Raw genomic sequence first — 25,326 nt, 5'->3', positions numbered from 1 at the left:
GGCACTAAATTAGAAAAAACAGGCATTTAAATATTTTGTTTTTTTGCAATATGACTAATGAAAAAGCATCACACTGGCAAAAATCTTATGAAACCAAAGGACCAGAACAAGTAAGCTGGACCCAACAGGTACCTCAGCCATCGCTCGGCCTGATCCTTGCGTTGAATTTGCCAAAAAGTGCCCGCATTATTGATTGCGGTGGCGGCGACAGCACCCTGGCTGATCATTTATTAGCCGCCGGCTACCAAAATATTACCGTACTTGACATAGCAGGCGCCAGTCTCGAAAAGGCTAAAAAACGCCTTGGTGAGAAGGCCTACAAAATCAACTGGATAGTTGCTGATATTTTAAACTTCGAACCCAATGAAAGTTTTGACCTGTGGCATGACCGCGCGGTTTTTCATTTCCTGACCGAACAGAAAGATATTCAACACTACCAGGAACTGGTAACAAATTGGGTTAACAGCTACCTGATTGTTGGGACATTTTCGGACCAGGGACCAGAAAAATGCAGTGGGCTGCCCGTGTCACGTTATGATGAACAAGGCTTGCAAAATACATTTACAAAAGCGTTTAAACCGTTAAGCTGTATGCGCCACGATCACGTTACACCATTTGGTACTACTCAGAACTTTGTATTCTGTAGTTTTAAAAAGGTCTCGTAGTAGGGATTAATAGGCTATAGGACAGACGCTTCGTACTTCCCTAACAGATCATATATGAATTTATTGTATTCTTCGCGCATGGGCAACTCTAAATCAACGTGCAGGACTCGCTTGTCAACCAAAACATGTTCGTTGGTTTTGGGATTAAACCCTTCTTTTTTCACATCTTTCCAATAAATGCCTATTCCTCTCTTTTGCCAGGCAGGAGTATTGTTGAAATTAATACCATATTGAAACAGCAGTTCGTTCTTTGCCGCGATACTCATACCTCCAATCTTAGAAGTAGCTTCGTTTACAGTATAACCGTCTTGCCTCAAACGCCAATAGCAATGTGCATTCAACGCATTTCTATGCGCATCTTCGTTACGCCATCTGAAATAATCTTCTACTAACCTCTTGTTTGGAAGCTCAGAAATACGGCAGTCAAAAGCCCCTACACTTCCAAGAAGAAAAGAAAATTTAGCACTGGCTTCACCTGCCAAAATAGAAATATACTTTCTGGTCTTACGCCCAAATAGATTTTCTTCAGGATGAAACAACAATGATATTTCATCGCTTTCAGTATAACCGTAAATCACATTGAAACCGCAGTTCATAAGATGCTTTACCGTTTCCACCATCAGGTCGCGGAATTTTTCATCAAATGGGGCTTCAAACTGATGAACTTCTTTAGTTAGCCTGGTAAAACCCCGTCCATCAATTCTGGCTACAATGTACATTTCAGGTAAAACACAACGATCTTGCGAGGTTTCATAAACCCTCATTTTAACATCTAAATCATCAAATTTCATTTGACCATTCTTTTACGGTGAATGTATTATTTTCAGCAGTCACATAATATATAGTTCGTCGAAACCCTCGTCGACAGATGGCAAGCTCAATCGTCTGTAAGTTCCTTTTATTCCAATTTCAGGAATCTTCTCTTTACCAAAACGCAGGCTATTACGCTCTAATGCGTCGGTCAATTTTGATTGAAAATAGTAGCCGATCACTTTAAACTTATTTGCCTTTGCAATGGCAATATATTTTGCTCTCTCTTCTTGAGAGGGGTTAGTATTGTCTATTACAAAAGGGTGAAAGGTAAGGATACAGGTTTCAATAAACTTGAGTTCTTTATTTCTGGTATTTAACTGATCTAATGAGATACGTATATGCGTTTTAAAAAACTTCTCTTTAAAAAAAGTAGTCTTTCCAGTTGCCTGAATACCGCAAAATATTATCGCTTCCATTTGCCTAAGATAGCTCAACTTTGGTTACAAAACGGGGAGCTATAACTATTTATCCTTTATTATCATTAGTAAGCGGGCATAGGAGTTTAACATGATCGCTCCGGGAACTTTGCATATTTTTTATATTGTTCTACAAACGCCTTCGCATCCCGTATATTTTTAGGATAAGGCACGTGGTTGTTGTATTTGCCTTTAATCAAATCGCTGATTAATCCTGATTTTGCTTTACGCATGTGGGGAACTACTATTTGCGATACCGCGGCAAGTCCAAAAACATTTACTTCCATTTGTTTCCTTGCCTCAGCTAACGATACATCTTCTACCGAACCATAAAGACCATAACCGGCATTGTTCCACAGCACATCAATCTTCCCTTCTTTTTCAATAATAGTGTCAACAACAGTTTGAATATCCTCCTCGTTAGTTACATCCATCCTCATTGGATACCCGCCTAACGCCTTTAGGTCCTGCATCTGGTCAATTCTTCGTGCAACGGTATAAACAGTATGACCTTCGTTGATAAGCTTCCTGGCAGCTTCTTTACCCATCCCCGAACTTGCACCTGTAACTAAGATTACTTTTTTCATTTTTTTCGCTATTTCAAATTGATAGTACAAAGGTCTGACGGATATGAGGGTTGGTGTTAATACAAATACCGGATAGTTGTATACTAATTCTCTTTTATGACTATAATCAAAATTTGGAAGCCGTTAACTGGCTGTAGAATGCAGAAAAGCAAAAAACCTCGTTGCCTTATTGCAGCGAGGTTTTTAATTTAGAGTAAAGCTCTTTTTCCTGGCGGAGATAAAGAGAGCCGGTTAAAACACCTAAATGAGATTCTGGCAATAATAAATTTAGAATCTTTATTTTTGATGCTTCCAAAACCTGCCTTTTCCCTCGGCTATCCATTCTAAAGCTTCACTTATTCTTTTTTGCCGTGTTTCGGCAGTTTTGGCGTCGGTTATCCAAATAATATATTCCTTACGGAAGGAGTTGGATTTGCTTTCAAAAACATCCTTTGCTTTGGGGTTAGCTACTAATGCAGCCAGCAGATAATCGGGGGTTTCCAATACCTTGGGTTTATCAGATTCCGGCTTGTCCCTTTTTATCTTGATGCCTTTTTCGTTTAGCTGCATGGCTTCTTTAAGCATTGCTATAAATTCATCGTCAGGAGGCAGGTCACCTATTTTACTGATCTTCCCCAAAAATCTTTGGATCGGCTTCAAGTCCTTGTTTGCTTTCAGGCGTAAGTCTGTCATCAGTTCGGCTTTCAGAAATGTAAAGGAGCAGTGTTTTTTATAGGATGCCACTACACACATGTTATCGCCTTTATAATCAAAATGCGGAAAACTCCATTTTATCGCTTCTTCGGCACCCGGGCAATTTTCGTGAATAAGCCGGCGCCAATGCTCAAGAATGGGTTTTGCAAAGTCTTCGGAATTAGCTATATAAGCATCCACAGCAGGATTGTAATTCATAAAGTTTGATTTTTAGATATTTACCATTTAATTCAATCGAACAAAGAAACTTAGCCAGTCACAAAAGATTTGGTTTAAAACTTGGATAAACAGGTCAATTTAATTACTTGCGTTGTTTCCGGAACTCTGTGGGCGACAAGCCTACCTGCCTTTTGAAAAATTTACCAAAGTTAGCGGGGTCTGAAAAGTTGAGTTGATAAGCGATCTCGGTCACCTCTAAATCGGTGTATTGAATGAGCGAACGGGCTTCGGCGGCCAGGCGTTCGGCAATAAAAGTAAGTGCATTTTTTCCCGAAGCATGTTTGACAGATTGGGAGAGGTAATTAGCGGTAACAGAAAGCATATCCGCGTATTCCTGCACGGTGCGCTTATTGATATAATGGTTATCAATTAACTGAATAAATTTACGCAACAGGATTTGTTGCGTTGTAGCCAGGCGGATATCTTCTTTCTTTTCCAGGGCAAAGTCTTCCAGATAGTAAAGCAAACCGAGCAACTTTATCCGTGCTTCAATATGCTGTACTTTGGCCGACCTTTCATAAGCTGCAAATACAGCTTCAAAATGCGGAACCAATTGTTTAAATGTGGCCAGATCAAACTTAAACAGGTTGGTATGTAACACATCAAACAGGCGGAATTGCTGATGAAAATCTGGTTTGAAGAACGAAAAGCATTCCGGCTTAAAGTAAATCACATAACCCTCCAAAGCATTGTTATGAGCAAAGCTATACACGAGATTAGGCGAATGAAAGACAAGATAAGACTCAGGATCATGAATAGTCTGATCGCCATAGTTAACTTGGATCCTGCCGGAATTGAATAGCAGGGCAAAAAAATAGAATGAACGTTTAAAAGGTGGCCTGTATACCTGCCGACCCTGATCGAGTGGCTTTAACCTCAAACAGTAAAAATCAGGATCAGTTGTTCGCCCCGGCCATGGAATAGAGTCCAAAAAATCGTTTATTTCTGTGTAATAAGGAATTGTAGTTTTTATTTTCTCCATGTAATACACCACATACTGGTTGATCCTAAAATAGAAAAAGAAAGTATCTTCACCTATTGATCATAAAAAAATCACTGTTTGGAACCACTGATATCGTTATGCAGTTTTCACTCTTGTTTGTGCTGTTGCCAACATATCTTTAAAATGGATAAGGAGACTTGTAAAATGGTAATATGTATTGTCCATTTGATGAAACAGGAAGACCCGGCAAAAGCCGGGTCTTCCTGGGGTAGCGGAGAGAGAGGGATTCGAACCCTCGGTACCGTTTCCAGTACGACAGTTTAGCAAACTGTTCCTTTCGGCCTCTCAGGCATCTCTCCGGGTTTCAAAATCTATAGCATCAACTAATTCAATGCTACGATCATGTCATCATAAATAAAAAAAGCCCTGTTTGGGCTTTTTTGCGGAGAGGGAGGGATTCGAACCCTCGGTACCGTTTCCAGTACGACAGTTTAGCAAACTGTTCCTTTCGGCCTCTCAGGCACCTCTCCGTTTTGCTTCTTAAGCTATTGTCCCGTTTTTCAGGGACTGCAAATATAGTAATTCAAGCCTCCCGTCAAAAAAAATATTTTTTTTCTAATAATCTATCCTCACGTGGTAAATACTCATCAGCATCCGCTTAAAAATAGCCTTAATAGTTTCAATATCTTTCAAAGTTATATTACTGTCTTTCAACTGGTTTTGATCAAGCTTGTATTTTACAATGCGATCTACCAGTACGCTAATTGATTCTTCATCCGGCTCTTTCAATGAGCGCGAAGCGGCCTCAACCGAGTCGGCAAGCATCAAAACTGCACCTTCTTTGGTGAAAGGAATAGGCCCGGGATAGCGAAAAATATTCTCGTTGATGAACTTTTCAGGAAAATTTTTTAATGACGACTGGTAAAAATAATCAACCCGGGTATTACCATGATGGGTACGGATAAAATCGATCACCACCTCGGGCAGGTTGGCCTTACGCGCCATTTCAATCCCCCGGCTCACGTGGCGGATGATAATCTGGGCACTTTCTTCGTAAGGCAGCTTATCATGCGGGTTAAAGCCCGAGCTTTGGTTTTCGATAAAGAACAACGGGTTCTCCATTTTGCCTATATCATGGTAAAGCGCCCCTGCCCTAACCAGCAGCGCATTACCCCCAACGGCATAAATAGCGTTTTCGGCCAGGTTGGCTACCTGTAATGAATGCTGAAAGGTGCCTGGAGCGTTAAAGGCAAGTTCACGCAATAAAGGCGCATTGGTATTGGTAAGTTCGATGAGCGTAATTTCTGATGTAATAGCAAATACTTTCTCAAACAGGTAAATAAGCGGGTAAGCCAACAAGGTAAGCAGCACGCTCACTACAAACGGTAAAAAGTCCATCCAGTCGATATTCAGGAAATCACCTTCGCGGATAAAAGTAATCCCTAAAAATGCTACGAAGTAGGTAAAAATGATAATTACCGCCGAGATCAGGAATTGCTCCCTGCGTACAAGGTTCTTAATACTGTAAATGGATACCATACCTGCTGTAATCTCATAGTAGGCAAACTCAAAACTATTGGGTACAAAAAAGCCGGCTATCAGTACAACCAACAAATGAATTTCAAGCGCCAAACGCGTATCAAACAATATGCGGATAATGATAGGTACAATACAATAAGGAATGTAGTACAGATTGGTAGGAAATTGCAACTTAATAGCCAGCGACAAGGTAGCCAGCATGGCGGTAATTACCAACAATATCAAACTTACCAGCCTGTTATCTGCATAAATATCTTTTCGGAACAGGTAAAGGAATATCATCAGTAATGATAATGCTATAGCTACCAGGAAAAACTGCCCCAACAGCACCAGGTTGCGGTTACCGTTAACCCGGGCATTATCCTCAAACGCTTTTTTAAACGATTCCAGCTTTTGATAAACATCATCATTAACTACCGAGCCTTTGTAAACTATCACCTCCCCCTTTTGCACCATCCCACGGGTTACTGAGAGACCATCAATAACCTCTTTCTCTAACCTTGAGGTAAGGTTATTATCATAAGCAAGGTTATTTTGCAGGCGGTTACTGATCAGGTCGAGCAGAAAAGCCTTGTCCAGGTCTGCGTGTTTGCTAAGCACTTTGTCGCAATATGCCTGCGCCTTTTCTTTAGTGAACAGCTCACTCGTATTTTTATCAGTGGCAACATTTTTATCCAGGATCCTTACCGGGTAATTCTCAGAGCTTTGCTGGTACTTGGCATTGGGTTTAAAAACGCCTGTCTGATAAATTTCGGTCAATAAATCGGTACCGGCAGCAATATATTTTGGCTTCAACTTATCATTGATACCGGCATTATGCCATTTAATTTCCAGATCGGCTTTAAAACCATCAATTTGCTGGTTTTGCATAGCAGCATCCAGCTGGTATATTGGCGTTATGCTTTCCAGGGCCGATTTCTGATCGGCCATGATTTCCTGAGGTGTTTTTAATATGGCGAAATTATAGGGGGATACCAGATCTTTCTGGTTCCAGATCCTGCCTTTTTCATGCTCGTAGCTAAATTTTGCCTGCTTTGGTAAAAAGTAAACAATAAGTATGACACTGAGCAGCATCATCAAAAACTTAACATTACGGGCGTATTTGCGCAGTAAAGCCTTTTGGCGCGAAGTGGATAGTTTTGCCATTTAAATGATTAACCTGCCAAAAATAATATAAGTTTCTGTTATGTACAGTTTTTCTTGCATTTGTAAAAACAAATTTGATATCTTTATGATATCATTTTAAAATCAAACTAAATCATGAATCCTGAAAAAACTATCAACCCGCCATCCGGATTTTCCGTTTTTATTTTGGCTATTGTTTTATTAATTGCGGCCGTTTTTTGCTTAAGCAGCGGCCTGGAAGTTATCGGCTTCATATTAATTCCGGTGAGCGTCATATTTTTGCTTCCCGGCATCATCGTTGTTAATCCTAACGAATCAAAAGTGCTTACCCTTTTTGGCAAGTATGTTGGTACTGTAAAAACCGACGGCTTTTTCTGGGTTAATCCCTTTACTGTTAAAAAGAAGGTATCATTAAAGGCATTTAACCTTAACGGACAGCAACTAAAAGTAAACGACAGCATTGGTAACCCTATTGAAATTGCCGCTGTTATTGTATGGCAGATAAAAGATACTGCTGCTGCAGTATTTGCGGTTGAAAATTATATCCAGTATGTAAACATCCAAAGCGAAGCTGCGGTAAGACATTTGGCAAACTCATTCCCGTACGATAATCTGGAAGACGAAACCGCCGCCATTACCCTTCGCGGCGGCGCCGAGCAGGTAAGCGCGATGCTGGAAAAAGAACTGAATGAAAGGCTCGACCGCGCCGGCATTGAAGTATTGGAAGCCCGGATCTCGCATTTGGCATATGCGCCCGAAATTGCACATTCCATGCTGCAGGTACAGCAGGCATCGGCCATCATAGCTGCCCGTAAACTTATTGTTGAAGGCGCCGTTGGCATGGTTGAAATGGCGTTGAACAAGCTATCTGAAAAGAACATTGTTGAACTTGATGAAGAACGCAAGGCGGCCATGGTTAGCAATCTATTGGTTGTATTATGCGGTGATAAAGCTGTTAACCCTGTTGTAAATACCGGCACTTTATACCATTAATATGATGGACCAATTCAGAAGTTTTAACCAGCTCCGCTTAACGGAATTACCGGTATTAAGGCACGGCTTTTGGCGACCATGGTATGAACTTAGCGACGGACAGTTCAGCTACGGCAAGCTCACGTACACAGGTGCTTTAAAACGTATCTGTACACTTGAAACCAATAGCGGAAACTGGATAGTAAAACGCAAAAGCTGGATAGGCCGAAAACTTATAATTGAACAGCCCGAAGGAATAGAAATTGGTATAATAACACCCGAAATCTGGAGCCGGAAAATAACCCTTGAGTTAAATAATGGCCTTACCGCAATATTTTATAACAAAAAGATCCTATCGCGTACCTACACCTGGGTAAACGATCAGTTGGGTGATATTTTAAACGTAGAAGCCAAACTCTGGAGCCGTAAACAGCCCTTTGTTGTAAAAATTGATCCGGATATGATCAAAAAAGTACCAGAGCTGCCCCTGTTGGCGTTACTGGGCATAAATTTAGTTTTGTTAAAACAGGCCGAGGCAGCGGCCACAACTTAATATGGCCGAAAAGAAAGCATTTGTATTACGTATCAACCCCGACATGCTGAAGGAGATTGAGAGTTGGGCAGCCGAAGAATTCAGAAGCACCAACGGCCAGATCGAATACCTCATGCAACAAGCCCTGCATGCGCGTAAAAAGGGGAGTTCTAAAAAGAAAAAGGAAGATGGTGATTAGAGGTTGGAGGTTAGAGATTAGGCAAACAGGCGTTCTCAATTCCGTTAACGCCGACTCGGATATGCGCAAAACCAACTAATCTCTAACCTCCAACCTCTAATCTCTCGCTCAATAATCTTATTATGCATGCATAGTATTTTCTTTCGTTCAAATCATTAAATTTGCCCACCAATTTTAATGAGGGACACATGAAAGAAGTAGTAATAGTAGCTGCCACACGTACTCCAATAGGCAGCTTTGGAGGCAGTTTAGCAGCCATCAGCGCCACACAACTGGGCGCAGCAGTCATCAAATCGGCAGTGGAAAAAGCAGGCTTAAGGCCTGATCAGGTACAGGAAGTTTACATGGGCAATGTAATGTCGGCCAATGTTGGGCAGGCACCGGCAACCCAGGCCGCTATATTTGCAGGGCTCCCCTATCTACCTGCTACAACCGTTAATAAAGTTTGCGCATCGGGCATGAAAGCAATTATGCTGGCTGCTCAAAGTATTGCCATAGGTCAAAACGATATTGTGGTGGCCGGCGGTATGGAAAGCATGAGCAATGTGCCTTACTACCTGGATAAAGCCCGTAACGGCTACCGGTTAGGCAACGGACAGATCATTGACGGCTTGGTAAAAGATGGGCTTTGGGATGTTTACAACGACTATCATATGGGCTCGGCGGCCGAACTTTGTGCTACTGACTGCAACATCAGCCGTGAAGAGCAGGATGCCTACGCCATTTTATCATATCAACGAGCTCAAAAAGCTCAGGGAGACGGTAAGTTTAAAGAAGAGATAACACCTGTTGGCCTTAAAGACAAAAAAGGCGATATAACCATGTTTGCCGAAGATGAAGAACCCCAAACAGTTAAGTTTGACAAGATCCCATCATTAAAACCGGTATTTAAAAAAGACGGTACAGTTACGGCTGCCAACGCATCAACACTGAATGACGGTGCCGCAGCTGTGGTGCTTATGAGCCTTGAAAAAGCCAATGAGCTGGGTATAACTCCCCTGGCAAAAATAATTTCCTATGCCGACGCTCAGCAGGCCCCCGAATGGTTTACCACCGCTCCATCAAAAGCTATCCCGCTGGCTTTGCAGAGGGCAGGCCTCCAAACTTCCGATATCGACTTTTTTGAGATCAATGAAGCGTTTTCGGTTGTTGCCATAGCAAATAATCAAACTTTAAATCTCGATCCCGAAAAAGTAAACGTTAATGGAGGTGCAGTTTCATTGGGCCATCCTCTTGGCGCTTCGGGTGCACGAATCATTGTTACCCTTTTACACGTACTAAAGCAAAATAACGGCAAATATGGTGCTGCAGGTATCTGCAACGGTGGCGGTGGCGCCAGCGCAATGGTTATCGAAAATTTACGTTAGTGTTTTATAAAGACGTTATTATAAGCAAAATTATATTTTAATGATGTTGTGCGAGGGGCGCGTTAGGGATTGCAGTGTAAAGCCCACAGCGTGTGTTTGGGTTGCGGGCAGAAAAAGCGAGGACTTGTAACGGAAAGCCCGGGCCGCAGGCAACGCCCACGTTATATAAAATGGATAATAAAACATATTGATAATCAAAAACTCACAAGCAAGTAATTAATAAAACACGAAGCGATTACCCCCCTCTAAATCTCCCCCGGAAGGGAAAACTTTAAAAATTTTCAAAGCCCTTTCCGGAGGAGAGGGTTGGGTGAGGCTCATTACTTCGTTCCTCGCAATAAAAAACAAAAAGCTCAACCAATTAAATTAAAATAGTGACAAAAAAAGCTCTTCTAACTATCTTCTCCATATTGCTTTGCATGCAAACTTTTGCGCAATACTATGACGAAGGTACAAGGCTCAAAAAACTTAACGAATACCAGGACAGTCTCACCCGTCTCGGCAAAAAGATTGTAAATGATGAGAACGATATGGAGCGCAAAAACGCCAATTACCAGTTTATTAAAACATTGGTGCAGGCGTTAAAAATTAACAACTCTTTTCTGTTTCCGTTTGATTCAGTTAAGAGTATCAGCATTGTTAACTCACCCGATAACCGTTTCAGGATCTTGAGCTGGCACGTAACAAACCTCGACGGCAGTTATCGCTTTTATGGTACAGTGCAAATAAATACCGGGGGCGCGCTTAAGATGTTTCCGCTTGAGGATTACTCGCCGTTATTGAAAAACCCCGAAGATTCGGTAACAGACACCCATAAATGGTATGGCGCTCAATACTATAAGATAATAGCGGTGTACGGCCCTAAGCCTTACTATGTATTATTAGGCTGGAAAGGCAACACGGTAAAATCTACCAAAAAAGTAATTGATGTCATTTTTTTTAATAATGGTGTACCACAATTTGGGATGCCTATATTTAATGGTAATGGCAAAACCCGCAACAGGGTGGTATTTGAATATGCCCGGCAGGTTTCCATGTTGTTAAGGTTTGTACCCGAACAAAACATCATTGTGTTTGACCATCTTTCGGCACCTGATGGCCGGAGTAAGGACAAGCCAGAAACCTTTGGCCCTGACCTTAGTTACGACGGTTATAAACTAAAAGATGGCCGCTGGACGTATGTAGAAGACCTTGACATGCGCAACATTGCCGATGGTACCGGTACCGATAGTCAATATATTGATCCTAAAAAACAGGCCGCAAAAGATCGGGCACTGTTACCGGCAAAGCATTAAGAAATTAAATAACAACAATAATCAAAAATTAACCATTTTGTTACAGAAAGTATCTCACTTTCAGTATTAAATTTCGGTTTGTAAGATTTATATTACCTTTAGCAAATTTTTAAGTTAACTGATGCAAGAAAAAACTGCTCCAACAAAACCAAGATTCCCCAAGAGCGTCCCTTACATTATTGGCAATGAAGCCGCTGAACGTTTTAGCTTTTATGGCATGCGTTCCATACTTACCCTTTTTTTGGTAAAACAATTCTTTAACCCTGCAGCTAACCCTGCTTTAGCCCAACAGGCTGATGCCCATGCCAATAAACTGAACCATTTATTTGTTATGGTGGCCTACGCTTTGCCATTTGTGGGCGGCATGGTAGCCGACTGGTTTACCGGCAAATACAAGCTTATCCTTTATATTTCCATAGTATATTGCTTCGGGCACCTGTTGCTGGCCATGTTTGATACAAGCCTTAGTGGTTTTGAGATAGGTATGCTTGTAGTCGCCATCGGTGCGGGCGGTATCAAATCATGTGTTTCGGCCAACGTGGGCGACCAGTTTGATGCCAGCAACCAGGACTTGCTTTCAAAAGTTTACGGTTGGTTTTACTTTAGCATCAATGCCGGCTCTATGTTATCAACGGTTGCCATCCCTACCATTTACAAATATTATGGTCCTAAATGGGCTTTTGGCGTTCCCGGGCTTTTGATGGCATTAGCAACGCTAATATTTTTTATGGGCCGCAAAAAATATGTAAAGGTGCCTCCTCAGGGCGTAAACCGAAACAATTTGGTGTTTATTACCTGGTACGCGCTCACCCATTTAAGTAAAAAGAAACCCGGCCAATCATTACTTGATATAGCCAAAGAGAGTTATGATCCTGAACGGGTTGAAGGAGTTAAAGCAGTATACCGGGTAATTTCCGTATTCTTCTTTGCGCTGGCGTTTTGGGCTGTATGGGATCAGTGCCTTTCAGAATGGACGCTTTATGCTGCAAAAATGGACCGGAACATCAATCTTGGTTTTACTTCATTCCAGATAGAACCAGGTTCAATGTCAACCTTTAATACTATTTTCCTGCTGTTATTTATACCACTATTTAACTATGTGATTTATCCGAATTTAGATAAGATCGGGCTAAAAACAACACCTTTACGCAGGCTTGGTGCCGGTTTGGTTTTAACAGCATTATCATTTGTAGTTATCGGTTTTACACACGTTAGCATTGACCATGGTGGCTCACCGTCAATGTGGTGGCAGGTGCTGGCCTTTTTAATACTATCAGCTGCAGAAGTATTGGTATCAATTACCGGCCTGGAATACGCTTATACCCATTCTCCAAAATCAATGAAAAGCACCATGTCGGGAATCTGGTTCCTGGTTGTTTCGTTCGGGAACCTGATTACGGCCCTTGTTAACGGACTTATCGAAGACGGCGGCTGGTGGGCTAAAAATCTTGCGGGCGCCAATTATGAGTGGTTTTTTGTAAGCTTTATCGCGGTGTTTATCATCATCTTCATGTTTGTTGCACCACGCCTTAAAGAAAGAAACTATATTACCGATCCTTACGTGGAAAATGAGGTTATTGCCGATACGAATAACCTTTAAAATATAACTTCGAAAAAACAGGATTGCGTACGCTTTCCTGTTTTTTTGTTTTGATGCTCTGTAAATTGATTATTTTCGCAGCTTAAACATTTAACTCATTTTCTAAAATACTGTTCAGTGCCTGATAGCGTCGTAATCATACCCACCTATAATGAAAAGGAAAATATCGAACGGATGATCCGTAAGGTATTCTCTTTGCCTCATGACTTTCATATCCTGATCATTGACGACGGATCACCTGACGGTACGCCGCAGATAGTAAAAAGCCTGCAAGCCGAATACGATGGCAGCCTTTTTATAGAAGAACGCGCTGGCAAACAGGGATTAGGTACCGCCTACATACATGGTTTTAAATGGTGTATAGCCCGCCATTACGACTATATTTTTGAAATGGACGCTGATTTTTCGCACAATCCGGATGATCTGCTGAAACTTAGGCAAGCCTGTATTGATGGCGCCGATGCAGCGATAGGCTCCCGTTATGTAACCGGTGTAAATGTAGTAAACTGGCCTATGAGCAGGGTGCTTATGAGTTATTTCGCTTCAGTTTATGTGCGTTTTATAACCGGCATGAAGGTACAGGATGCCACCGCGGGCTTTATGTGCTATAAACGCAGAGTACTTGAAACTGTTAAGCTGGATAAAATCAAGTTTGTTGGCTATGCCTTCCAGATAGAGATGAAATATACCACCGTTAAACATGGCTTTAAGCTGGTGGAAGTCCCCATTATATTTACCGACCGCACGGCCGGCACTTCTAAAATGTCAACCAGTATTTTCCGCGAAGCATTTTTAGGCGTGATCCAGATGAAGATCAACAGCATTTTCAGGAAATACCCCGAAGGTTAGATATGAGACATGAGATTTGGGACATGAGAATTTATATCTGGTAAAAAGTTTGTCTCACATCTCAAATCTAATATCTCATATCCCCAAAAATTACTAATTTCGTTGGCAATGAACGAGCATCTTGATCCTAACCGCGAACGCCTCAGCAATACCGAACGTGATATTGAAAAAGTGTTACGGCCTCAGCAATTTGAGGATTTTACCGGTCAGCATAAAATATTAGCCAACTTAAAGATCTTTGTACAGGCGGCCCGCCAGCGTGGTGAGGCGCTTGACCATGTGTTGCTACATGGCCCTCCGGGTTTGGGTAAAACCACCCTATCCCACATCATCGCCAATGAAATGGGTGTGGGCATCAAGATCACTTCAGGGCCTGTTTTGGATAAACCCGGTGATTTGGCCGGCTTGCTTACCAACCTCGAAACCGGCGATATTCTTTTTATTGACGAGATTCACCGTTTAAGTCCGCTGGTTGAGGAATACCTGTACTCGGCCATGGAAGATTTTAAGATAGATATCATGCTGGAAAGCGGCCCCAATGCCCGTTCGGTACAGATTTCACTTAATCCATTCACCCTGGTTGGGGCTACCACTCGTTCGGGCCTGCTTACCGCACCATTACGGGCGAGGTTCGGTATAAATTCGCGGTTGGAATATTACGATGCCAAATTGCTTACCACCATTGTGCTACGCTCTGCTTCGATATTAAAAACCCCTATTACCGATGAAGGCGCTTACGAAATTGCCCGTCGCAGCCGCGGTACACCACGTATAGCCAATGCCTTACTTCGCCGCACGCGCGATTTTGCGCAGATTAAAGGCAATGGTAAAATTGATACCGAAATTGCCCAGTATGCCCTCAACGCCCTCAACGTAGATAGCCACGGCCTTGATGAAATGGACAACAAAATACTCCTTACCATCATTGATAAGTTTAAAGGAGGACCTGTGGGCTTAAAAACCGTGGCAACTGCGGTTGGTGAAGATGAGGGTACCATTGAAGAAGTTTATGAACCGTTTTTGATACAGGAAGGTTTTATCATGCGCACCGCCCGCGGGCGCGAAGTTACCGAAGCCGCCTACAAACATTTAGGAAAAATAAAGCTGGGGGGAAACCCATCCTTATTTTGATATAAATCTACATACGTATCCATCGCCACCAATCATGAAAACCAAATTAAAACTACTGTTAGCTACAACTGCGTTTATTTTAAGTGGAGTGACTATTACATGGGCACAAACAACGCCACCACCGGTTGCTGCGCCTACACCAGCCCAGTCCGTTACCCTACCTGCCGACACAACTAACAAGGCAAAAAAAGATACTATACCTGTTGTACATAAGCCTGTACCCACTTTAAAAGTAGGCATCATGGGCTTAAACCATGACCATATCCACCTTATATTAAGCGAATACCGCAAAGGCAACGTAAATATTGTAGGCATTGCCGAACCAAACAAAAAACTCTGGGAAAAATTTGGCAAGGCATATAACCTACCCGATTCCCTGTTTTTTGATGACCTGAAAAAAATGTGTACAACCCGCAAGCCTGCCATTGTATTAGGCTATAACGAGGTGGGTAAACACGTGGACATTGTTGAAACATGCGCACCGCTTGGCATCTCAGTGATGGTTGAAAAACCTTTAGCAGCCACTTTAGAGCAGGCCAAACGCATGGAGTTTCTGGCGCTCAAATATTATGTTAAAGTTTTAACCAACTACGAAACCACCTGGTACCCCTCCTTCCAGGATGCTTACAACACGGTTAAACTTGATAGCGTAGGCATGATCCGTAAAATGGTGGTACATGATGGTCACCAGGGCCCGCGTGAAATAGGCTGCAGCGAAGATTTCCTGAGCTGGCTTACAGATCCTGTTTTGAATGGAGCAGGCGCACTTAATGATTTTGGCTGCTATGGTGCCGATTTAATGACCTGGTTAATGAAAGGCCAGCGCCCCATAGCGGTAACTGCTATTGCAAGGCATTACAAACCCAATGTATATCCAAAGGTTGAAGATGACGCTACTATATTGGTTGAATATGCCAATGCCACCGGGCAGATAGAAGCCTCATGGAACTGGCCGTTTGGCATTAAGGACATGGAAATTTTTGGCGCTAAAGGCTATATTCATGCTTTTGACAAGGATAGTGTTGAAATAAAAGTTGATAACCGCGTAAGAGGCTATAAAGCGGCACCGCTGGTAGCCCCTGCCGATGCGCCGGTAGCCTATTTTACTTCGGCCCTTGCAAATCCGCTCAGGCACCCGGACGATCGTTCATCATTAAAATACAATATGATAGTAATGCAGATCCTGGATGCTGCCAAGCGGTCAATAAAAGAAGGAAAACGCATAGTTTTATAATTAAACACAATGGGACCGATGAAATACATAACGCTACTACTGTTATTTTCCTCGGCCCTGTTAGGCTGCGGAAGTAAAGAGGACAAAGCACCTGCTGAGGTTTACCCTACAGTTAGTTACTTAAAGATCAAACTTGATGCGGCCGGGCATCTGCCTGCAAACCCGTATATTTTAAGATTCAAACACCACAAAAAAGAGATCGTTTTTTGTGGTGTTAACCATCTGCCTGATAACAACGATACCGAAAACCAGATGTTTAAGGCGATCGAAAAAGCTTTTTTTGAATTTAAACCAGATGTATGCGTTAACGAAGGAGGCGATGTTTCAAAAAAGGTTTTCAGCTCAAAAAAAGAAGCCATACAAAAGGATGGTGAAATAGGACTTACCAAAGTCCTTGCCGACAGCCTTAAAATAAAAACCGTTAACGGCGACATGACCGACAGCCTCGAATTTAAAGAGCTGTTGAAAAGATACACCACCGGCGAGTTTTTAGCTTATATAGTTACCGAACGCTTTATGTGGGGTCAACGGTCTCCAATTACCGATAGTGTGGCCTTTAAAGCAAACTACGCCAAATTTATACAAGGCTATATCATGAAAACAGGAGGCGTCAAACTTTCGCCGGAGGAACAAACCCTGAATTTTTTTGAGGCAAGCTATCAGAAACTGCTTAACCGTCCTTTTAAGCTCGAGGAGCTGGAACCTACCAATCCCTTTGACCCGAAAGGGAAATTCCAGGAAATTGGTCGGGCTTCCAAAGAGATCAGGGATCAAAACCTGCTTCGCACTATCGACAACCTCCTTAAAACGCATGATAAAGTATTTGTAGTTTTTGGCGGATGGCACCTGCTTACCTGCGAACCGGGCCTTAAGCAGATCATCAGTAAAAGCGAATAATTATCCGGATATCATACTTAAAGTCTTAATTAATTTTATTTACATCGCAGGGCTTGCGTATTATATAATTATTAATTTAGCCGGCGTTAATTAAGGAATAAAACCAACCTATAATATGATAAAACAAACGTTAGCCATGTTGGCCCTTTGTGCTTTTGGCGCTGTTTCATGCCAGTCAAAGCCATCAGATAAATCAACTACTGCCGTTCCAATTGCTGAAGTTCCAACTGCCAATGCAACTTCACAGGGTGATGCGGCCGCCATTTTAGCCCGCAAGCAGGTACCTATTCTCTGCTACCACCAAATCCGCGACTGGAAGCCAACAGATTCAAAAAATGCTAAAGATTACATAGTACAGGTTGCTGCTTTTAAAGAGCACATCAAAATGCTGGCCGACAGTGGTTATCATACCATATTGCCCGATCAGCTTTATGCATACCTTACCAAGGGTGCGCCGCTTCCTAAAAAGCCCATCATGCTTACGTTTGATGATACCGACCTTGACCAGTTCACCATCGCCAACCCTACCCTAAAAAAATATGGTTTTAAAGCAGTTTATTTTGTGATGACTGTATCATTGGGCCGTCCGCATTACATGACCAAAGAACAGGTAAAGCAGTTATCTGATGAAGGTAATGTTATCGCCAGCCACACCTGGGACCACCACCGTGTTGACCGTTATTCACATACATCAACCCTTAAAATCATTGGTAAAAACGGCAAAATAACCAATCGCCCGGTTGATGATTGGGTTACCCAAATTGAAAAACCAACCAAAACTTTGGAAGAGATCACTGGTAAAAAAATGGATTACTTTGCTTATCCCTTTGGCATCTGGAACAAAGCCGCTTTACCTGAACTTAGAAAACGTGGTTTCAAAATGGCTTTTCAATTAGCTGATAAACGCGATCAGACAGATCCGTTAATGACCGTACGCCGTATTTTGGATAGCGGGTACTGGAGCACTAAAACTTTAAGCAACAGCATCAGGAACAGCTTTTAGCCCCCGCCCCTTGAAGGGGAGGTTCCGATAATATTAAACAAAAAATCCCTTGCTCTTTAGTAAGGCGTTTTTTGTTTATCGCCATATGAAGATAGGCAATATGCAAATCAAAAACTCCCTTTAGGGGCAGGAGGGCAAATTACAAGTTCTCCCCTGCCGGTCCCTGACCTTTGTTTGATGACGGCATTTTGCTGATATCCTTTTCGTCGGGCTTTAAATGAACTATTTCGGCTATTATGGTATCATCACCGGTATTTTCACCTAACTCATCGTTGTGCAGATCTGAATCGTCATTATTCATAGCTGCTCTTTCATCTATAGTTTCCATAATGATATTTATTTAATTCCTGTTACCCATTTTACAGCTTCGTCCAATTCTTCAAGTTTATAACCTGCAAACTTGCCGGGTAAAATATATTTAAACAGATGGCTGAACTCACGCACGCCGTCCTGGTCAGTTACAACGGCTACCTTGTTCCACCGGGTAAAATACTTAAGTCCGAGCCTGATATTGCCACACCAGGCTCCGGCTGTAAAATTTTTAATATTAGTTTCCAGCACCAATAAAAAGTTTATCCGCCCGGTTTGCTTCACCTGTTGTTCAAGCAATGGTGTCAAGGCTTTTTCATAATCCCCAATAGTAACATGGCCAACCGCATGCATTCCTAATACATGAGCGGGCAAGTATCTGATATGCTCGAGCATGCTATAAATCCCTACTTTTTAATCAGATACAAAAACTGCACCAATAGTTATTTTATAGCGAAACGGAGTAAACTATAATAACGAATAATCCCCGTGTGCAAGTATATATCATGGTTGATTAAACCTTATTGAAACGCATCACCGTACACGCACCAATTTCAATTTATACTATCTTTGCATAAATGCAGCATCACAAAGCCACATACAGTCAACTCATTAAAAACGAGGCACAAAAGCTTGGCTTTTTGTTTTGTGGCATTGCCAAAGCAGATTTTTTAGAAGATGAAGCCCCGCGCCTTGAAACCTGGCTAAATAAAAACATGCATGGCGAAATGACGTACATGGAAAACCATTTCGATAAGCGCCTCGATCCTCGTTTGCTTGTTGATGGAGCAAAATCGGTTATCTCGCTTGGTATAAATTACTATACCGATCAGCAACAGGATGATCCTTTATCGCCCAAAATTTCCAAATACGCCTATGGTATCGATTATCATACGGTAATTAAAGATAAACTAAGGCTATTACTGCAAATCATTAATGATCAAATTGGAGAAGTAGGCGGCCGTGCATTTGTTGATTCGGCTCCGGTGCTTGACAAGGCATGGGCACGCAAGGCAGGTATGGGCTGGATCGGCAAAAACAGCAACCTGCTTAACAAAAAAGCCGGCTCATTCTTTTTCCTGGCCGAACTGATCATCGACCTTGAACTGGAATATGATATAGCACCCACAGCCGATCATTGCGGCACCTGCACCAATTGTATCGATGCCTGCCCTACTGATGCTATTGTAGGCCCGTATGTGGTTGATGGCAGCCGTTGCATCTCCTATTTAACCATCGAGCTTAAAAACGAGATTCCGCAGGAGTTTAAGGGCAAAATGGATAACTGGATGTTTGGCTGCGACGTTTGCCAGGATGTTTGCCCCTGGAATCGTTTCTCGGTACTAAATACAGAGCCGGCCTTTACTCCACACCCTGATTTGTTGCACCTAAAAACTGCCGACTGGCACGATATCACCCAGGATATTTTTCAAAAAGTATTTAAAAATTCGGCCGTTAAACGCACGAAGTTTAGTGGGTTAAAAAGAAATATCGACTTTTTAAAGGCTAAAGGCTAAAGGCTAAAGGCTAAAGGCTAAAGGCTAAAGGCTAAAGGCTAAAGGCTAAAGGCTAAAGGCTAAAGGCTAAAGTGGAACGAATCCATGAAACTTAGGTTTCAGAATATTATCAACAAAAAACCCCTGCATAAATAACTGCAAGGGTTTCAATATAAAATTCTGAAAATTCTTTAATTCTGAAAATTCTGATTCAGACTTAATCAACCTTTTTTAAATTTCAACGCAAGCTGCTGCAGCATATCATCGTTAACCGGTTGGGCTGGCTCATCCTTCTTTTTAAAAGGTTTGTTTTGATAATGCTGATTTTTAGTATGGTCGGGTTTGGTGTACTCTTTTTTCTGATACTCAGGCTTAGAGGCAGCAGGCTGTTGATCTGCCGGTTTTGGCTGGGCTGCTTTGTTTGCCTGGCGCTCGGCTATTTTCTTAGCATTCCAGCGGGTATAAATTTCTTCGAGTTTGCGCTTGGTATAAAGCGGGAAATCGCCCTGCATCATCCATGAATAATAGCTTGGCTCGGCGTTCAATACGTCCTCAACACGTTTACCTTTATGTTTGCCAAAGTTGATCAACTCCTCACCCTGTTCATTGTAAACCATACGGCCTGCAAAATCAACCGGCTTGCTTAGGTTGGTAAACGCATGCAGTGCTTCAACATCGCCCACAACAGGGATTATTTTATTACCTTTTTTATCTTCCCACTCTACATTTTCATAACGCTCAATCTGCGCCAGCAAAACTTCCATAGTAGCGCGGGTATCTGCTTCGGCCGAATGGGCGTTTTCAATTACTTTATTGCAATAAAACTGGTAAGCAGCCTTTAATGTGCGCTGCTCCATCTGGTGGAATATGTTCTGTACATCAACAAAGTGGCGGGCATCCAGGTTAAAATCAACGCCGGCACGCAAAAACTCCTCCATGATCATGGGGATATCAAACTTATTCGAATTATATCCAGCCAAATCGCTGTCGCCAATAAAGTCGGCTATTTCCTGGCCAAGCTCTTTAAATTGTTTTTCGTTTTGGATATGCTCGTCATAAATGCCGTGCACCAGTGATGACTCGAGCGGGATAGGAATGCCCGGGTGAACACGCCATGTTCTCACTTCTTCGCTGCCATCAGGATTAAGCTTGATAACAGATATTTCAACTATACGGTCGGCACCAATATTAGTACCTGTTGTTTCAAGATCAAAGAAAGCCAGGGGGCGTTTTAAATTTAATTTCATTTGTCAGTATTCAGAGATGCAAAGGTTGCAAATGTCCTAAAATTAATCAGCAGAATAAATTTTTTAATTTATTTAATATACCAATTTATTATTTAATTTGATTATCCCTAATTATCACAATTTGTATGAACAAAATCATCCTTATTCTTTTGATTTTTATCGGCTTATCGTTCAAAGCTGCCGCACAGGAATTTGAAACAGGAATCACCGACCAGGAGATTGAAATGGCCAAATATGATAAAGATCCGCAGGCAAACGCCGTTTTTTTAAACGAATTTGGCAATACCCGCATAGATGAGTACATGGATCATATCAGGCTCATACATACTTACCATGCCAAAATTAAAATATTTACCAAAGAAGGGCTAACTCACGGCACCATAGAAATACCTATACACAATGGCGATAACTCGGCAGAAGAGGTCAACAACGTTACCGGCTTTACTTATTATAAAGATGACAACGGTATTATTCAAAAGGCCGAGCTTGATTCAAAGAAGGTATTTACCGTTAAAGACTATAAATATGGCAGCACTGTAAAGTTTGCACTACCTGCATTACGGCCCGGCTGCGTTATTGAGTTTAAATACGAACTTATATCACCATACTGGGACCATTTCAGAGGGTGGACATTCCAGGACGATATCCCCAAAATAAATTCGCAGTATGAAGTACATATCCCAGGCTTCTGGACATTTAATGCCTCATTACGAGGGGTGCTGAAATTAACCAAAAGTAATTCGGAAGTTGAGCGCGAATGCTTTTCATCGGGCGGCTCAAAAGCTGATTGCTCGCATATCACTTACAACATGAAGGATATCCCGGCGTTTGTTGATGAGGATTATATGACGGCCCGTAAAAACTTTTTATCAGCAATATTTTTTGAGCTGGTTGAGGTTACCAATCCCTATACCGGCGTTAAAACCGTAGTAACAAAAGAATGGAGCGATGTTGATCGCCAGCTAAAGATATCCGATGAATTTGGCGTACAAATGAAACGCACAAGCCTGCTCAAAGAGCGCATTGCACCGGTAATTGCGGGTAAAACAACCGACCTTGACAAAGCGAAGGCCTTGTATGCCTGGATCAAAAGCCAGATAAAATGGAACGATTATATTGGTATCTACAGTACCGACGGCGTTAAGAGAGCGCTGGATACACATGCCGGCAGTATTGCAGATATTAACCTGACACTTATCACCGCGCTTAGTGCAGCCGGCCTTAATGCCGAAGCTGTAGTACTTTCGACCCGCGACCACGGAATGGTAAATAATCTTTATCCGGTTCTTAACGACTTTAACTATGTTATAGCCAGGTTAACTATTGGCGATCAAACCTACCTGCTCGATGCTACCGATCCGCTATTGTCCTTCGGTTTACTTCCTCTTAAATGTATAAACGATAAGGGCAGGGTGATCAGCCTTAATAAACCGTCATATTGGATAGAGCTGAGCACCCAGCAAAAAGCGGCCACTACGCGGATGTTCGATCTGACGTTACTTGATAATGGTAAGTTAAAAGGCACTATAACCAATTACTATAAAGGCTATGATGCTTACGAAAAACGCAAAGCCATTAAAAAATTCAATACGGTTGACGAATATGTTGAAGATTTTGATGAGAAACAACCTAAGCTAAAAGTATTTAAATCAGACATTACAAACCTCGACAGCCTTGAAAATCCGTTACGTGAAACCTTTGAAGTAGAGATAGAAGCATTTGATAATACCAATCATGATAAACTTGCCTTTAACCCTTACTTTTGGGAGAAACGCACTACTAACCCTTTCAAACTTGCCGAACGTGATTACCCTGTTGACTGGGCCTTTGCTTCGGACAAGAGGCTGGTTTTGGTAATGCATCTGCCTGCCCAATACACCATTGAAACCCCGCCGCAGGTAGTGGCCTATTCCTTGCCAAACAAAGGAGGCATGTTTGCCAGCACGTTTGAAAGCCAGGATAATAACACCTTTACTTTTTCAAACATTACCCAGTTCAACAAATCAGTTTATGACTCGGCCGAGTACCCTTATCTTAAGGAGCTGTTTAACAAGATCATCCTAACCGAAAAAGGAGACATGATCTTCAAGAAAAAATAATGAAAGCATTTTTTACCACCCTTTTTATAATTTCGGCTGCAACCTGTGTAAAGGCACAGGACAACTATGACGTATCGCTCATCTCAAAAGACCTTTTGCCTTATGCCAGCTCGGTAGTACGCAATGAAGAAGTTACTGTTGAGGTTAAGGACCTTGACAACACACTTTACCATGTAAAAGAAGTAATAACCGTATTAAATAAAAATGGCGACGATGACGTTGATGTAGCCATATGGCACGACAAAAGCCGGTATATTAAGGATATAAAGGGCATAGTTTACAACCAATGGGGCAAACCCACCGGCAAATTTTCGGAAAGCGACTTTGAGGATGACAGCAACCACGATGGCTTTTCGCTTTTTACCGACCTGAAGATAAAACACTATCAGCCCAGGGTAGCTGATTATCCTTACACTGTAAGTTATGAGTACGATGTAAAGTCGAAGCAATCACTTGACCTTGAAAGCTGGCGACCTATCCCTTCGGATGGTATAGCTGTTGAGAAAAGCTCGTATACATTAATTTGCAAGCCCGATTTTAAGATCAAATACAAACAAACCAATTTGCCGGTTAAGGTAACAATCGGCACCAATAAACAAGGACTGCAAACATACACCTGGCAAATTAACAACCTTAAGGCTTTAAGGCATGAGCCTTACAGCCCTGTTTACCGATCAATAATGCCCAGCCTGGAAATAGCGCCCGAAAAATTCATTTACCGCGGTATCAGCGGCTCATTTACCAACTGGAAAGAACTCGGCCAATGGCAATATGACAAGCTTAATGCAGGCCGTCAGCAACTTTCGCCTCAAACTGTGGCAAAAATGAAAGAGCTTACCGGATCAATAACCGATCCTAAAGCCAAAGCCCGTAAGGTTTATGAATACATGCAAAGCAAAACCCATTACATTAGCATACAAGTAGGGATAGGCGGTTTGCAACCCTTCACGGCATTGGATGTTGACGCTCAAAATTACGGCGATTGCAAAGCCCTCGTTAACTACACGCAAGCCTTGTTAAAGGCGGTCGACATTGAGTCATACTATTGCGTGGTGTATGCCGGAGCGTCTAAAGTAAACTTTCAGCCCGATTTTGCGAGCCTGGATCAGGGCAACCACGTTATTTTATGCCTCCCTTTTAAAAATGACACCACCTTTTTAGAATGTACCAGTCAGAACATACCTTTTGGCTTTTTAGGTGATTTTACCGACGACCGGATTGTACTGGCCTGCACCCCGCTGGGTGGCAAATTAATGCATACGCCCAAATACACGGCCCAGGCTAATCTTGAACAGCGCAAAGCCAATTTTACATTAAGCGCCAACGGTAATTTATCAGGTACAATGGTTACCAACTTCAGGGGCACTAATTACGAAGACCGCGACCATGTAATCTATGAGTCGAAAACCGAGCAGATCAAAGATCTGAAGAAGATCTATCCCATTAACAACCTTGAAATTGAAAATGCAGACCTGAAGCAGTTTAAAATTGAACAGCCGTACACCACCGAAACGCTAAAAATTTCGGCTACGGATTATGGCTCAGTATCTGAGGGAAAAATAATTTTCCTGGCCAACCCGGCAAACCGCATAACGTCACCATTACGTGAGGTTCGCAACCGCCATAACGACGTTTATATCAACCGGGGATATACTGACGAGGATGAGATCACCTATACCCTGCCTGCAGGATACAAGGTTGATATGCGCCCTAAGAAAGTAAGTATCGAAAAACCTTTCGGAAAGTTTGAATCAAGCGCAACGGTAAACGGGGATAAGCTGATATACAGCCGCAAGCTGCAGATTATTGATGGGACATATAGTAAAGATACCTATCAGGATCTTGTTGATTTTTATCAGTCAATTGCTGATGTAGATAATGATAACGTCACCTTGGTTAAAGGTAACTAAATATTACAATGCCGAGGATAATACCGATCACCATAATCACATAAAGCATGATCTCGGTGCCTGCAAAGCGTTTATATTTCGTCCAGAATGAGTAATCGTCTTTTTTATCGGCCATGATGGCACAAAATTATTGAAAATTACGGCACAAATCAGCTCTAATTTTTTACGAATTACACGAATACGATT

The 25,326-nt window shown here is 42.1% G+C and carries 25 protein-coding genes and 2 tRNA genes; 15 read left to right on the top strand and 12 right to left on the bottom strand.

Annotation, left to right across the window (positions count from 1 at the left end; translation table 11 throughout):
* Positions 1-50: 50 nt before the first annotated feature.
* On the top strand, positions 51-665 hold the full coding sequence (locus tag ACEN9X_RS22450; protein WP_413667251.1) for a class I SAM-dependent methyltransferase: 615 nt from the start codon (positions 51-53) through the stop codon (positions 663-665).
* Positions 666-679: 14 nt separating this feature from the next.
* Here ACEN9X_RS22450 and ACEN9X_RS22445 read toward each other — a convergent pair whose 3' ends face one another.
* The 8 genes from ACEN9X_RS22445 to ACEN9X_RS22410 all read right to left on the bottom strand — a co-directional run bounded on the left by ACEN9X_RS22445 (position 680) and on the right by ACEN9X_RS22410 (position 7,021).
* Complete coding sequence (locus ACEN9X_RS22445) at positions 680-1,456, bottom strand: tRNA(His) guanylyltransferase Thg1 family protein (protein WP_413667250.1); 777 nt, start codon at positions 1,454-1,456, stop codon at positions 680-682.
* 39 nt (positions 1,457-1,495) lie between these two features.
* Positions 1,496-1,894 (bottom strand): ATP-binding protein, encoded by a 399-nt coding sequence (locus ACEN9X_RS22440; RefSeq protein ID WP_413667249.1) that lies wholly within the window; start codon positions 1,892-1,894, stop codon positions 1,496-1,498.
* Between the two features lie 86 nt (positions 1,895-1,980).
* Positions 1,981-2,481, bottom strand: coding sequence for an SDR family NAD(P)-dependent oxidoreductase (locus ACEN9X_RS22435; RefSeq protein WP_413667248.1), 501 nt, complete (start codon positions 2,479-2,481; stop codon positions 1,981-1,983).
* Between the two features lie 276 nt (positions 2,482-2,757).
* Positions 2,758-3,372, bottom strand: a complete 615-nt coding sequence (locus ACEN9X_RS22430) for a YdeI/OmpD-associated family protein (RefSeq protein ID WP_413667247.1) — start codon at positions 3,370-3,372, stop codon at positions 2,758-2,760.
* 103 nt (positions 3,373-3,475) lie between these two features.
* Complete coding sequence (locus ACEN9X_RS22425; protein ID WP_413667246.1) at positions 3,476-4,375, bottom strand: helix-turn-helix domain-containing protein; 900 nt, start codon at positions 4,373-4,375, stop codon at positions 3,476-3,478.
* A 233-nt stretch (positions 4,376-4,608) separates the two neighbouring features.
* Positions 4,609-4,695, bottom strand: a tRNA-Ser gene (locus tag ACEN9X_RS22420).
* A gap of 84 nt (positions 4,696-4,779) precedes the next feature.
* Positions 4,780-4,866: transfer RNA gene (locus ACEN9X_RS22415), tRNA-Ser, on the bottom strand.
* An 85-nt stretch (positions 4,867-4,951) separates the two neighbouring features.
* Positions 4,952-7,021, bottom strand: a complete 2,070-nt coding sequence (locus ACEN9X_RS22410) for an HD family phosphohydrolase (RefSeq protein ID WP_413667245.1) — start codon at positions 7,019-7,021, stop codon at positions 4,952-4,954.
* A gap of 114 nt (positions 7,022-7,135) precedes the next feature.
* Here ACEN9X_RS22410 and ACEN9X_RS22405 point away from each other — a divergent pair, with 114 nt between their 5' ends.
* From ACEN9X_RS22405 to ACEN9X_RS22355, 11 genes are all read left to right on the top strand, one after another.
* Complete coding sequence (locus ACEN9X_RS22405; RefSeq protein ID WP_091211366.1) at positions 7,136-7,993, top strand: SPFH domain-containing protein; 858 nt, start codon at positions 7,136-7,138, stop codon at positions 7,991-7,993.
* Between the two features lie 4 nt (positions 7,994-7,997).
* Positions 7,998-8,525, top strand: a complete 528-nt coding sequence (locus tag ACEN9X_RS22400) for a hypothetical protein (protein WP_413667244.1) — start codon at positions 7,998-8,000, stop codon at positions 8,523-8,525.
* Between the two features lies 1 nt (position 8,526).
* Complete coding sequence (locus tag ACEN9X_RS22395; RefSeq protein ID WP_413667243.1) at positions 8,527-8,703, top strand: ribbon-helix-helix domain-containing protein; 177 nt, start codon at positions 8,527-8,529, stop codon at positions 8,701-8,703.
* Positions 8,704-8,891: 188 nt separating this feature from the next.
* Positions 8,892-10,070, top strand: a complete 1,179-nt coding sequence (locus ACEN9X_RS22390) for an acetyl-CoA C-acyltransferase (RefSeq protein ID WP_413667242.1) — start codon at positions 8,892-8,894, stop codon at positions 10,068-10,070.
* A 374-nt stretch (positions 10,071-10,444) separates the two neighbouring features.
* Positions 10,445-11,365: a hypothetical protein gene (locus tag ACEN9X_RS22385; RefSeq protein ID WP_413667241.1), complete on the top strand. Its 921-nt coding sequence runs from the start codon at positions 10,445-10,447 to the stop codon at positions 11,363-11,365.
* Positions 11,366-11,486: 121 nt separating this feature from the next.
* Positions 11,487-12,965, top strand: a complete 1,479-nt coding sequence (locus ACEN9X_RS22380; RefSeq protein ID WP_413667240.1) for an MFS transporter — start codon at positions 11,487-11,489, stop codon at positions 12,963-12,965.
* Positions 12,966-13,082: 117 nt separating this feature from the next.
* A complete protein-coding gene (locus ACEN9X_RS22375; RefSeq protein WP_413667239.1) occupies positions 13,083-13,814 on the top strand; it encodes a polyprenol monophosphomannose synthase in 732 nt (243 codons plus the stop codon).
* A gap of 108 nt (positions 13,815-13,922) precedes the next feature.
* Complete coding sequence (ruvB, locus tag ACEN9X_RS22370) at positions 13,923-14,945, top strand: Holliday junction branch migration DNA helicase RuvB (protein ID WP_091211359.1); 1,023 nt, start codon at positions 13,923-13,925, stop codon at positions 14,943-14,945.
* Between the two features lie 34 nt (positions 14,946-14,979).
* A complete protein-coding gene (locus ACEN9X_RS22365; protein WP_413667238.1) occupies positions 14,980-16,179 on the top strand; it encodes a Gfo/Idh/MocA family protein in 1,200 nt (399 codons plus the stop codon).
* 18 nt (positions 16,180-16,197) lie between these two features.
* Positions 16,198-17,076 carry a hypothetical protein gene (locus tag ACEN9X_RS22360; protein ID WP_413667237.1) on the top strand — a complete coding sequence of 293 codons (879 nt, stop codon included), beginning with the start codon at positions 16,198-16,200 and terminating at the stop codon, positions 17,074-17,076.
* A 115-nt stretch (positions 17,077-17,191) separates the two neighbouring features.
* Positions 17,192-18,079 carry a polysaccharide deacetylase family protein gene (locus ACEN9X_RS22355; RefSeq protein ID WP_413667236.1) on the top strand — a complete coding sequence of 296 codons (888 nt, stop codon included), beginning with the start codon at positions 17,192-17,194 and terminating at the stop codon, positions 18,077-18,079.
* Positions 18,080-18,218: 139 nt separating this feature from the next.
* Here ACEN9X_RS22355 and ACEN9X_RS22350 read toward each other — a convergent pair whose 3' ends face one another.
* Together ACEN9X_RS22350 and ACEN9X_RS22345 are read right to left on the bottom strand one after the other, a co-directional pair.
* Positions 18,219-18,407, bottom strand: coding sequence for a hypothetical protein (locus ACEN9X_RS22350; RefSeq protein WP_413667235.1), 189 nt, complete (start codon positions 18,405-18,407; stop codon positions 18,219-18,221).
* Between the two features lie 8 nt (positions 18,408-18,415).
* On the bottom strand, positions 18,416-18,784 hold the full coding sequence (locus tag ACEN9X_RS22345) for an STAS/SEC14 domain-containing protein (protein WP_413667234.1): 369 nt from the start codon (positions 18,782-18,784) through the stop codon (positions 18,416-18,418).
* A 182-nt stretch (positions 18,785-18,966) separates the two neighbouring features.
* On the opposite strand from ACEN9X_RS22345, the gene queG reads away from it, so the two are divergent.
* Positions 18,967-19,905, top strand: a complete 939-nt coding sequence (queG, locus tag ACEN9X_RS22340) for a tRNA epoxyqueuosine(34) reductase QueG (RefSeq protein WP_413667233.1) — start codon at positions 18,967-18,969, stop codon at positions 19,903-19,905.
* A gap of 200 nt (positions 19,906-20,105) precedes the next feature.
* Here queG and ACEN9X_RS22335 read toward each other — a convergent pair whose 3' ends face one another.
* On the bottom strand, positions 20,106-21,131 hold the full coding sequence (locus ACEN9X_RS22335; protein ID WP_413667232.1) for an exonuclease domain-containing protein: 1,026 nt from the start codon (positions 21,129-21,131) through the stop codon (positions 20,106-20,108).
* 125 nt (positions 21,132-21,256) lie between these two features.
* Here ACEN9X_RS22335 and ACEN9X_RS22330 point away from each other — a divergent pair, with 125 nt between their 5' ends.
* Positions 21,257-23,230: a DUF3857 domain-containing protein gene (locus ACEN9X_RS22330; protein WP_413667231.1), complete on the top strand. Its 1,974-nt coding sequence runs from the start codon at positions 21,257-21,259 to the stop codon at positions 23,228-23,230.
* A complete protein-coding gene (locus ACEN9X_RS22325; protein ID WP_413667230.1) occupies positions 23,230-25,140 on the top strand; it encodes a DUF3857 domain-containing protein in 1,911 nt (636 codons plus the stop codon). The genes ACEN9X_RS22330 and ACEN9X_RS22325 overlap by 1 nt, the downstream gene beginning before the upstream one ends.
* On the opposite strand, the gene ACEN9X_RS22320 is transcribed toward ACEN9X_RS22325, so the two are convergent.
* The gene (locus ACEN9X_RS22320; RefSeq protein ID WP_262494037.1) at positions 25,127-25,255 is read right to left on the bottom strand and encodes a hypothetical protein; all 129 of its coding nucleotides are present in this window, start codon (positions 25,253-25,255) and stop codon (positions 25,127-25,129) included. The genes ACEN9X_RS22325 and ACEN9X_RS22320 overlap by 14 nt on opposite strands.
* Positions 25,256-25,326: the final 71 nt, after the last annotated feature.

This window comes from Mucilaginibacter sp. Mucisp86, from assembly GCF_047324315.1.
Lineage (GTDB): Bacteria > Bacteroidota > Bacteroidia > Sphingobacteriales > Sphingobacteriaceae > Mucilaginibacter.
Note: the sequence above shows the minus strand (reverse complement) of the source record. Positions and strands in the feature narration are given on the sequence as shown.